Below are 11525 nucleotides of genomic sequence, written 5' to 3'. Positions count from 1 at the left end.
ACAGTATCTTACGCGCAAATTTAAAGAGCAGACAGGATTCAGTCCGATTGAATATGTCATTAAATTGAGAATAGAGAAAGCACAATTTTTATTGCTTACGACAGATGCTACTTTACAAGAGATCGCACTGAATGTGGGATATTCAGATTTGTTCTATTTCAATCGTATTTTCAAAAAATATGCAGGTATTGCACCAGGTAAATTTCGAAATAAACATCTGTCCGATCAAGGACAGGGTTCTAATCATACAAAAAAAACGTTAAAAAACTCCATTGTTAATCAAACCTCTCAAAACTATATTTATAATGAGAATGAAAAACATTCTCAATTCATAAGAGAAGAGGATTACACAATGAACAAAGGCTCCAAAACGGTAATGCTGTCCACAGTATGGCTCTGTTTTGCTATTATGGTTAGTGCGTGCTCAGCAGCGACTAACACCCCGAGAAACGCGAGCTCGGGCAATATGACAGGAACAGAGAAAACATCAGACAATCAGTCTGCCAATACTTCTACAACTGCTGCGCAGTTAAATGAAACAAAAATAGTAGCTACCCATTTTGGTGATGTGGAAATTCCAATAAATCCGAAGCGAGTAGCATCTATTGACTATTTGGGCACTGTAATTGCTCTTGGCGTTGAACCGATCGGTTCCAATAATGTGCTGCTGAATAGCCCGTATTTAAAGGGGCATTTGGAAGGTGTGGAAGATGTCGGTGACTCGATAGAGAAGCTCCTTTCTATAGAGCCGGATATTATTATTACACATACGACCAAGCCAGAGGTTTATGAGAAATATAGTGAGATTGCACCGACGGTGTCTATCGCCTCTAATACCTTCAATAGTGTTCATGAAGAATTAACCTATTTTGGAGAAGTATTAGGCAAAGAAGATGAGGCGGCTGAATGGTTGAAACAATATGATCTCCATACAGCTGAAGCGAAGGAGAAAATTGCAGGGCTTTTACCAGAAGGTTCTACATTTTCAGTATTCCAGGAGTATGATGGACAAGTTTTCGCATTCGGCCCCAAATCAGGTCGTGGAGGCAGAAATATTTATCAGATGCTGGGCCTTGCTGCTCCAACTGCAATCCCTGAAAATATATTAGCTAATACTTACTCGAAAATATCAATAGAGAAACTGCCGGAGTATGCAGGGGACTATATCGTCCTAACAACCGAGTCATCGCTGGAAGAGCTCAAAAAAGATCCAATATGGGGTTCTCTGGAAGCGGTACGGGAAGAACGAATTTTCCTTTGGAATGAAGAACGTTCATGGTATCGTGATCCTATCGCTCTCCTCGCACAAACGAAGGAGTTGGCTGACTGGATTGTTGGTCTATCGAAGCTTAAGTAATTTTGTTATAGGAAATACGTGTATATTTGGCAATCATTCAATATTTTTACACAAAGTATTTAATACCGCTGATATGAAATTGGATGCATGAACACAGATAGAAACAAGGTCAAGCATGGTGTGTACTCACCGTACTTGACCTTTTTTTTCCATAAGCCGTTATTTCACCAGCTCCAAAAACTTGCTTGCCGCATTGGATAGCGGCATATTGTGCATGATCATAAAGCCTACTTGTGATGGAGGCATCTGAATATCCAATTGAATCTCAAAGAGAGAACCTTCTTCCAGTTCTTTGGCAATAAATTCTTTAGTCACATAAGAAATACCAAGGCCTTTCCGCGCGAATTCGATGAGCAGATCAACGCTTCCTACCTCAATTTCTGGCTTGATTTGATGCCCATAATTTTGGAATAGTTCGGTAATCGCCATTCGTACACGACTGTTTCGAGAGAACAGGATAATTGGATACTGGAGCAGCACTTCTAGTGAGAGCACCTTGTCCTTAAGCTCAGCATATCTTGCTCCTGCTACAAAACAATCCTGCAGCTGAATGCCCTTCATAACCTCTAGCTGCGAATCGACGATGGGCATACGAACGACGCCCAAATCGATTTTGCCTTCCTTCAGAAAAGCGATGGTTTCTGGTGTCGTTCCATGATTCAGATGCAGCTTGATACCGGGATATTTTTCGTGATAGGTTTCCAAATAAGGCAGCAAATAATGCTTGAACAACGAATCACTTCCACCGATCCGCAGCTCACCGCTGTCCAAATTTTTAAGAGCCGCCATCTTTTCTTCGGCTAGCGAGATGAGAATTTGAGATTTCTCAATATAGGAATAAAGGATTTCACCCTCTTGCGTCAGAGCAACACCCTTAGAATTCCGATAAAACAAAATGATGCCTAAGCTGTCTTCCAACTGCTTGATGGCATGGCTAACGCTCGGCTGCGTGATATACAACGATTTTGCGGCTTGGGATAAGCTTCCCTTCTTCGCCGTCCAGTAAAAAACTTTGTATAGCTCATAATTGATCATAGACAGTATCTATAGCTCCTGTGAAAAATATGAATTACTTGTATAGGTCATATTCGTATTATAGTGGAATTAGGAAATAGAAACCAGTACTAACTACAAAGCACTGCTGGAAGGAGTAAGAACATGGAGGCTACCACATTTGTTTTGTTTGGAGCGACAGGGGATTTAGCAAAGAGAAAAATTTACCCTGCTTTGTATAATTTATTTATTGATCAAAAGCTGCCGGAGTTCTTCTCCGTGGTCGGCCTCGGAAGAAGAGAGCTATCCGATAAAACCTTTCAGGACAATGTCGAACAATCTCTTCGTATGTTTTCCAGGCGTGAAGCAAATGATCCAGAATTGATTCAAAAATTTTTGCGTACATTCCGCTATAGTGTTTTGGATGTTGGCCGCAAAGAAGATTACCATAAGCTTCTTCATCTTATTGAGAAACGGGAAGAAGAGCTGCGCGTTGCACCCAATCGCTTGTTTTACTTGTCGGTTGGACCTGAATTTTTTGAACCGATTGCAGCTAACATTCATGAAAGCGGGCTTGGTTCCGCTAATGGCTGGAAGCGGCTWGTAATCGAGAAGCCATTTGGTCATGATTTGCAGTCTGCTCGAGAATTGAATGAAAACCTGAGCAAATCGTTTGCGGAAGAAGAAGTTTTCCGTATTGATCATTATCTTGGCAAGCCGATGGTTCAAAAGCTTGAGGTTCTGCAGCAAAGCAATCCAGTCCTTCAAGCACTTTGGGACAAACGCTACATTGCCAACGTTCAAATTACGGCAAACGAAATTGTAGGCGTGGAAGAAAGAGCTGGCTATTATGATCATGTTGGTGCAATCAGAGACATGTTCCAGAACCATATGCTTCAATTGCTCATGATGTTGACCATTCACCTTCCGAACAACAGCACCTCAGAAAATGTCCGTTTCAAAAAGAAACTGGTCATGGAATCACTGGAGCTGCTGCAAAAAGCAGATGTCAACACCCAAGTGATAAGAGGACAATATGGAGAAGGAGAGATTCAAGGGGAATCGGTGGTCGGTTATACCTCCGAACCAAACATTGCTGCAAACTCCATGAACGACACTTTTATTGCAGCTAAACTGCAAATTGACGATTACTTCTGGCGGGGCGTTCCTTTCTATATCCGTACAGGCAAAAGAATGAAGGACAAATCAACAAGAATTGTGATCGAGTTCAAAGAACCAATAAAGCAAGCTGCAACAAACGATGATAGCAAAATGCCTAATCTGCTTGTATTTGAGATCAGTCCTGACGAGAGCATTAGATTGCAATTAAATACGAGAGACCCTGAGCACAAGGGTGAATTCAAGCCCATGAATATCGATTTTCATGCGACGAGAGACAATGTGCCAGAAGCTTATGAGAATTTGATTCACGATGCTTTGCACGGCGACTCTACATTTTTCGCGCATTGGGACGAAGTCGAATTGTCATGGAAATGGGTTCAACCCATTTTGGAAGCTTATGAAGAAAACTTAGTTCCGCTGCATCGTTATGCAGCTGGCACATACGGTCCGGTTGAGTCTGATATGCTGCTTGCACAAGACGGCTTCCATTGGTGGTTCGATGAGAAGACCGAACAAGAAATCGAAACCATAAAAGGAGAACAATATGCTTAATACAAAAACAATTGAACAACTATCTATTGATACTATCCGTACACTGTCTATCGATGCTATAAACGCTGCAAATTCCGGACATCCGGGGCTTCCAATGGGAGCTGCGCCTATGGCGTACTCACTTTGGGGCAACCACCTTAATCACAATCCGAGCCATTCAAAATGGTTCAACCGTGACCGTTTTGTCTTGTCCGCGGGTCATGGCTCAGCTTTGCTTTACAGCCTGCTGCATTTATCCGGCTATAACGTATCGCTCGAGGACTTGAAGCAGTTCCGTAAGCTGAACAGCAAAACGCCTGGACATCCTGAGTATGGCCATACAGATGGTGTTGATGCAACAACAGGGCCACTAGGACAAGGACTTGCGATGGCTGTAGGTATGGCAATGGCCGAAGCTCACCTAGCATCAAAATTTAATCAAAACGGATACCCGGTTGTTGATCATTACACGTATGCACTTGTCGGAGACGGCTGCTTAATGGAAGGAATTTCTTACGAGGCGATGTCTATGGCTGGACATATGAAACTCGATAAACTCGTTGTATTGTACGATTCCAACGATATTTCCTTAGACGGCGACCTCAATCTTTCTTTCGGGGAAAACATGCAGAAGAGAGCGGAATCTGCTAATTGGCACTACATGCGTGTTGAAGATGGCAATGATATCGAACAAATATCAAATGCGATCGAGGCAGCAAAGAGCAATGAAGAGCAGCCGACCATTATCGAAGTTCGTACGGTTATCGGATACGGAAGCAAGGCAGCGGGAACGAATAAAGTGCACGGCAATCCACTAGGCAAAGAAGAGGCAAAAGCGACAAAAGCGGTTTACGGTTGGGATCATGAGGAAGAATTTACCGTTCCAGCAGAAGTTCAAGCTCACTTTGCACAGTTGAAACAAAAAGGCGAAGCAAAAGAAGCAGCGTGGAATCAGCTAATGGCTGCTTATAAAGAACAGCATCCGGCGCTTGGTACGGAACTTGAGCAAGTCATTGAAGGTTCTGTTGTTATCGATGCTGCAGATCTTCTTACTTTCGATGCTTCCAAAACGGTATCTACACGTGTAGCGAGCGGTCAAGCGATCAATCATTACCTTAAAACGGTGCCTTCAATTTTTGGCGGTAGCGCAGACTTGTCCCATTCAACGATGACTGATATTAACGGCGAAAAAACCTTTGCTGTTGAATCTTATGCAGGACGAAATATTTACTTCGGCGTTCGTGAGCATGCTATGGGGGCTGCTGGAAATGGTATGGCATTGCACGGCGGCGTAAAACCGTTTGTAAGTACATTCTTCGTATTCAGCGACTATCTGCGTCCGTCCATTCGGTTGGCTGCACTGCAGAAGCTTCCTGTCATTTACGTATTTACACATGATTCGATCGCTGTTGGCGAAGATGGACCTACTCATGAGCCCGTTGAGCATTTGACAGCATTGCGCACGATTCCTGGGCTTACAGTTATCCGTCCAACTGATGCCAATGAAACGGCTAATGCTTGGGCTTATGCTTTGCAGCAAAATGAAGGACCAGTAGCTTTAGTACTAAGCAGACAAAACTTGCCTATATATGAAGAAACTAAAGGCAATGTCGCTGCGGTTGCCAGCGGTGGTTATGTTCTAACGGAGACAAACGACAAGCCTGACATTATTCTAATCGGTACCGGTTCTGAGGTTTCTCTGGCAGTTGGCGCAAAAACTGAACTTGAGAAGGAAAATATTTCAGTTCGTGTAGTAGCTATGCCAAGCCGTGAATTGTTCAACCGTCAATCGGCAGAATATAAGCAATCAGTGCTGCCTGCATCTGTTACGAAACGCTTAGCTATTGAAGCTGGCATTTCGTTAGGCTGGGATAGTTATACAGGACCAAGCGGCARCGTATTGTCCATCGATACGTTTGGCGCTTCTGGACCCGGTAGTGAAGTTTTAGAGTTTTTCGGATTTTCGGTAGATAACGTGGTTCGAATGGCGAAAGAATTACGCTAAGCAATGCATGAAGACAATAAAAATTTAATAATAAAAAACGGAGGTTTTAATTATGAAATTTTTCATCGACACTGCGAATTTGGTAGATATCAAAAAAGCTTATAAAATCGGTGTATTGTCTGGTGTTACGACGAATCCATCTTTGGTTGCCAAAGAAGGCGTGAAATTCGAAGACCRCATAGCAGAAATTCTTCGCGAAGTGCCTGAGGTAGAATCGGTATCAGCAGAAGTGACGCCTGACGCAGAAACAGCTGAAGAAATGATCGCGCAGGCAAATGAACTGATCAAAATCAACAACAATGATAAAAACATTACAATTAAGCTTCCGATGACGCTAGCTGGTCTAGAAGCTTGCCGCTACTTGACCAAAAAAGGCGTGAAAACAAACGTAACATTGATTTTCACTGTGAACCAAGCGCTTTTGGCTGCTCGCGCTGGAGCGACTTATGTTTCTCCATTCCTCGGTCGTTTGGATGATATTTCGGAAGATGGTGTTCTGCTCGTCACGAAGATTGCTGAATTGTTCCGTACGCACAATCTGGATGCTCAAATCATCGCTGCATCTGTTCGCCACCCGGATCATGTTACTCGTGTAGCGATGGCTGGGGCACATATAGCAACGATTCCGTTCTCTGTAATCGAACAAATCTCCAAACATCCTCTAACGGATCAAGGCATGGAGAAGTTCGCAGCTGATTGGAAGAAAACGGCGCAGCAGTAATCTGCGGTTTCCAAACGTTAATCCATAAATGTTTATCTACAACAGGACAGTAATGACAGGGAGGCAGTTATCATGAAAAAACAACAAATTGGCGTGGTTGGTTTGGCCGTAATGGGTAAAAATCTAGCCTTGAATATAGAAAGCAAAGGTTTCTCGGTTGCCGTGTATAATCGTTCAGCAGAGAAAACAAATGAACTATTGGCGGAGGCACAAGGAAAAGATTTTGTCGGCGCATTCAGTGTGGAAGAATTCGTACAATCACTGGAATCGCCGCGTAAAATTCTTATCATGGTGAAAGCGGGTCAACCGACAGATGATACGATAAATCAGTTGGTGCCGTATCTGGACCAAGGAGATATTCTTATTGATGGCGGTAACGCCTATTTTCCAGATACACAGCGCAGAAACAAAGAACTTCAAGCATTAGGCTTCCGCTTTATCGGAGCCGGCGTTTCTGGCGGCGAAGAGGGTGCGCTTAACGGTCCAGCTATCATGCCAGGCGGTCAAAGAGACGCATACGAGCTTGTAGAGCCAATCTTGACAGCTATTTCAGCAAAAGTGAATGGTGATCCATGCAGCACTTATATCGGTGCTGACGGCGCTGGCCACTATGTCAAAATGGTACACAACGGCATCGAATACGGCGATATGCAGCTCATCGGCGAAGCGTACCACCTGCTCAAAGATGTGTTGAACCTGAACACTAGCCAGCTTCATGACATTTTTACGGAATGGAACAATGGCGAGCTGGATAGTTATTTGATCGAGATAACGGCAGATATTTTCAAGAAAATTGATCCGGAAACAGGCAAACCAATGGTTGATGTCATTCTCGATTCAGCAGGACAAAAAGGTACTGGCAAGTGGACTAGCCAAAGTGCATTGGATTTGGGTGTGCCATTGTCGATCATTACGGAATCCGTGTTCGCTCGCTTTATTTCCGCTATGAAAGAAGAACGTGTGGCTGCGAGCAAAAAATTAAACGGCCCAGCGGTATCCAGCTACGACGGTGATCCGCAGGAATTTATCGAAGCTGTTCGCAAAGCGCTGTACACAAGCAAAATCGMTTCCTACGCGCAAGGCTTTGCCCAAATGAGAGCTGCTTCTGACGCTTATAACTGGGATTTGAAATATGGCAGCATTGCGATGATCTTCCGCGGAGGATGTATTATCCGTGCAAGATTTTTGCAAAATATTAAGGATGCCTATGACCGCAATCCAGCTTTGAATAACCTATTGATGGATGAATACTTCAGCAATATTGTTGAGAACTATCAAGAGGCTTGGAGAAAAGTCATTTCCATCGCTGTAACTAGAGGCATTCCGGTTCCAGCATTCGCTTCCGCATTAGCGTATTATGACAGCTATCGTACAGAAAGACTTCCTGCTAATTTGCTGCAAGCGCAACGGGATTATTTTGGAGCACATACTTTCCAGCGCCTTGATAAAGAGGGAAGCTTCCACTTTCAATGGATGGAAAATAACGAATAACGATTAAAACCAACACAAACTCCTAGCAGATAATCATGAATTCATTTTTCATGTTATCTGTGTAGGAGTTTTTTTTGTTTCAGATGGCGAATGGAGACAGTGATTTTGGAGCGCGAAGGATAAAAGTTGTTTTTGACAGAAGGAAAATTATACAATGGAAGTAAGGAACTGCTTGAAGTAGCCATCCTCATATTGTAAATGAAGGGAAGAGTGCCGATGAACACACGAATGAAACAACTTGAGGATCGACTTTCCAACCAGCAACATAAGGATTTATTTCTGCAAACGATGCACACGCTGAAAGCGATTGACGATCTTGCTGATCAGCACAGACGCTTTCAATCCATGCAGGCCATTAGCGGCGTCAAAATCATAGGTACGGAAGAGGCGTTGTTTTACGAAACGCTGACACAGGTTAAAGAAGAGATTGTCTCTACGCTTGAGAAAACGGTGAAGGACCTGGAGCACAAAGGTGATAAAAACTATACTAAAAACTTCAAGGACGGCGTGGAGTAACCCATGCGCAGCCCAAAAAAAGTTGAGTAGAAGGAAAACTTCTGCTCAACTTTTTTGTGTTCATGGGAGGATACAAGCGTACAGTTTCTATTTTCTTTGTAAAAGGAACGATCTGTTATGCGCAACTTTCAATCCTATTACACGTCTGTAAATTATGGGATTATTTTGAATTAAGTGAAATTAGAATGAGATAAAGACTTTGCAATAGAATTATTCACGAATAGGAGACAAGATGAAGCCAAAACGGTCGAGAATACTTATTTACTCTGTATGTGTATGTCTGCTCCTATTTTATTTTGGAAATAGAAGCGGGTATGTTTTTAGTGAAAGTAAAGCACTGAAAGAGGCATATGCTCGTGCAGACGGAGAAGCGGTATATCAGCAAGCATTCGGAAAGGATAAACTAGTTATATGGAAAATGGAGGATATGGATTTTGTTAAGCTCGTTACGAAGAGATGGGGATTTCTATATCGCGTATCCGAGACCTCTCCATTAGCTCCAAGCGCTAACGAACCGAATACCATTCAACGAACATGGTCAGCTCAATTAAATGCTAACAAAATGTACGACATTATTTTTGCATTTTCTACGATTAACCCTGAGATAAAGCGAGTCATTATTAGCAATGATAATTTTAGCAATGTTGAAGAGGACAATTTGGAATTTATTAAGAGCGACTCAACGGTATATATTGAATTACCTGTACGAAATGGGTATGCAGTATCATATCTAGAAATTAATCCTAAGGACAATAGGGGATTTGTTTTTCGAGGCATGGATAACAATGGTCATTTGATCGCAGCAACTAGATAGCAATAAAAGGCTGCCATTGGCAGCCTTTTATTCACGGAACAATTGCATCATAATCGTTCAAGTCATTATTTTTTTAAGTGATAAGGTACTGTAGTGACGATCACATTTCTTCTATATAACAAGTGAGCACGAATCAATAAACTGGATTGGTTATGCAGCATATTGTGCCAACCTTTCTTTGGAATAAACTGTGGGATGATGACAGTAACTTTGTAATTTGATTCACTCGCCTTGCGCTGAACGGTATCAATAAATTTAGTTAATGGTTGAATGATGCTTCGATAAGGCGAATGTAAAGTAACGAGTCGCACATCAGGCTGCCACGTTTTCCATTTTTCTTCGAAAGTGAATTCATCCTCTCTTTCAAATGGAATATGAACCGCAATGATCTGGTGAGGTGACAGCGATTTGGCGTAATTCAATGAGTTCTCGACCACATGGGTAATACCAGCCACAGGAAGTATGATCACATTCCCCTCAATTGGAATAGCGRCCTCAGAGGTCGTAATTCGCAGTTGATCGGCTACAGATTCATAATGTTTTCTAATTCGGTGAAAGAGCAAAATGATAAGAGGAAGAAAAATTAATACGGACCACACCTGTGCGAATTTGGTTAAAAAGAACATCATGGTGACGATAAAGCTTATAACCGCACCTGTTGAGTTAATGATTAGCTTAGATATCCAGCCTTGCGGTTTTTCACGAATCCATTTTACCATCATACCCGTCTGCGAGAGTGTAAAGGGGATGAATACACCTACGGCATAAAGTGGGATGAGATGCTCAGTTCGGCCTTCAAATGCTATAATCAACAGGATTGAGAAAACGCCTAGAATAATAATGCCGTTGGAATAACCTAATCTGTCTCCTCTAATGGTAAACATTCGAGGGATAAATTTATCTTTGGCTAAGTTGACTGCCAGCAAGGGGAAAGCAGAATATCCTGTATTAGCAGCAAGGATCAGAATTAATGCAGTTGTTCCTTGAATAAAATAATACATAAAGTTCCGACCAAACGTATGTTCAGCAATGTCTGAAACAACGGTGACTTCTTCCCGGGGACTAATACCATAGTAATAAGCTAAAAATACGATTCCGGAAAATAATATGGCAAGCAGCGACCCCATCGCAATTAACGTTTTGGAAGCATTACTTGGAGACGGGCTTTTAAAGTTGGGTATTGCGTTCGAAATAGCTTCAACCCCTGTTAAAGCAGAACTTCCGGAGGAAAAAGCTTTCAGCAGCAGAAACAAACTAATTCCTGCCACTGGCGTTCCAATAGGTGTATGTAATTCTGGCGAGACATTGCCTAATAGAATGTTGTAAATGCCTACAATGATTAAAATGAATAAAGCCAAAACAAATAAATAAACCGGAAAGGCTAATATTGAAGCGGACTCCGTTACTCCCCTTAAATTCAAGATGGTTATAAATAATACAAAAATAATCGCAATGATCACATTATAAGGATGCAAGCTTGGGAAAGCAGATGTAATGGCATCTGTTCCGGCAGATACACTTACCGCTACCGTTAAGATATAGTCAACTAACAGTGAGCCTCCGGCTACTAACCCAGAGTATACACCTAGATTTTTTTTGGATACGACATAAGCGCCTCCGCCGTGAGGATATGCAAAAATAATCTGCCTATAGGATAAAATAAGTGCTAATAATAAAATCAATACACCAATGGCAATCGGTATGGAATACCAAAAAGCGGCGGCACTAACGGTGATTAAGACTAACAATATTTGCTCAGGACCATATGCCACAGAAGATAAGGCATCTGAAGAAAGAATGGCAAGAGCTTTTGTTTTATTCAGTTTTTGCTCGCCTAATTCCGTTGATTTTAATGGTCGTCCGATTAAAAACCTTTTTAATGAAGAGAACATTCGTTAGCCTCACCTCGCTTAATTTATTGTGTGTATATTACCCTGCAAATAAAATAAATAAACTTTATGAAATAAAACTGGAG

9 protein-coding genes are annotated in these 11525 nt (G+C 42.1%); 7 read left to right on the top strand and 2 right to left on the bottom strand.

What is annotated here, in order from left to right; all coding sequences use genetic code 11:
- The coding region (locus AC1DSE_RS20660) for an ABC transporter substrate-binding protein (RefSeq protein ID WP_477528112.1) at positions 1–1357 on the top strand (1357 nt) is incomplete at its 5' end.
- 159 nt (positions 1358–1516) lie between these two features.
- On the opposite strand, the gene AC1DSE_RS20655 is transcribed toward AC1DSE_RS20660, so the two are convergent.
- Positions 1517–2392: a LysR family transcriptional regulator gene (locus tag AC1DSE_RS20655; protein ID WP_076265614.1), complete on the bottom strand. Its 876-nt coding sequence runs from the start codon at positions 2390–2392 to the stop codon at positions 1517–1519.
- A gap of 123 nt (positions 2393–2515) precedes the next feature.
- On the opposite strand from AC1DSE_RS20655, the gene zwf reads away from it, so the two are divergent.
- The 6 genes from zwf to AC1DSE_RS20625 all read left to right on the top strand — a co-directional run bounded on the left by zwf (position 2516) and on the right by AC1DSE_RS20625 (position 9550).
- Positions 2516–4024: a glucose-6-phosphate dehydrogenase gene (gene zwf / locus AC1DSE_RS20650; protein WP_477509697.1), complete on the top strand. Its 1509-nt coding sequence runs from the start codon at positions 2516–2518 to the stop codon at positions 4022–4024.
- Entirely contained in the window at positions 4017–6008 is a 1992-nt protein-coding gene (gene tkt / locus AC1DSE_RS20645; RefSeq protein ID WP_477528111.1) for a transketolase, read from the top strand. The genes zwf and tkt overlap by 8 nt, the downstream gene beginning before the upstream one ends.
- Positions 6009–6060: 52 nt before the next feature.
- On the top strand, positions 6061–6729 hold the full coding sequence (gene fsa / locus AC1DSE_RS20640) for a fructose-6-phosphate aldolase (RefSeq protein ID WP_477528110.1): 669 nt from the start codon (positions 6061–6063) through the stop codon (positions 6727–6729).
- Between the two features lie 72 nt (positions 6730–6801).
- Positions 6802–8220: an NADP-dependent phosphogluconate dehydrogenase gene (gndA, locus tag AC1DSE_RS20635; RefSeq protein WP_477528109.1), complete on the top strand. Its 1419-nt coding sequence runs from the start codon at positions 6802–6804 to the stop codon at positions 8218–8220.
- Between the two features lie 216 nt (positions 8221–8436).
- Positions 8437–8736 carry a hypothetical protein gene (locus AC1DSE_RS20630; RefSeq protein WP_076265619.1) on the top strand — a complete coding sequence of 100 codons (300 nt, stop codon included), beginning with the start codon at positions 8437–8439 and terminating at the stop codon, positions 8734–8736.
- Positions 8737–8968: 232 nt separating this feature from the next.
- A complete protein-coding gene (locus AC1DSE_RS20625; protein WP_477509695.1) occupies positions 8969–9550 on the top strand; it encodes a hypothetical protein in 582 nt (193 codons plus the stop codon).
- A 65-nt stretch (positions 9551–9615) separates the two neighbouring features.
- On the opposite strand, the gene AC1DSE_RS20620 is transcribed toward AC1DSE_RS20625, so the two are convergent.
- Positions 9616–11442, bottom strand: a complete 1827-nt coding sequence (locus AC1DSE_RS20620) for an APC family permease (RefSeq protein ID WP_477528108.1) — start codon at positions 11440–11442, stop codon at positions 9616–9618.
- Positions 11443–11525: the final 83 nt, after the last annotated feature.

The sequence above is a fragment of the Paenibacillus sp. 01L418 genome, from assembly GCF_056400045.1.
The sequence above is the reverse complement of the archived record's forward strand: the minus strand, read 5'-3'. Positions and strand labels throughout refer to the sequence as shown.

Excerpts from the sequence above, each read along its gene's own strand:
- AC1DSE_RS20655 (WP_076265614.1), bottom strand. The coding sequence starts at position 2,392 with ATGATCAATTATGAGCTATACAAAGTTTTTTACTGGACGGCGAAGAAG.
- AC1DSE_RS20630 (WP_076265619.1), top strand. The coding sequence starts at position 8,437 with ATGAACACACGAATGAAACAACTTGAGGATCGACTTTCCAACCAGCAA.
- AC1DSE_RS20625 (WP_477509695.1), top strand. The coding sequence starts at position 8,969 with ATGAAGCCAAAACGGTCGAGAATACTTATTTACTCTGTATGTGTATGT.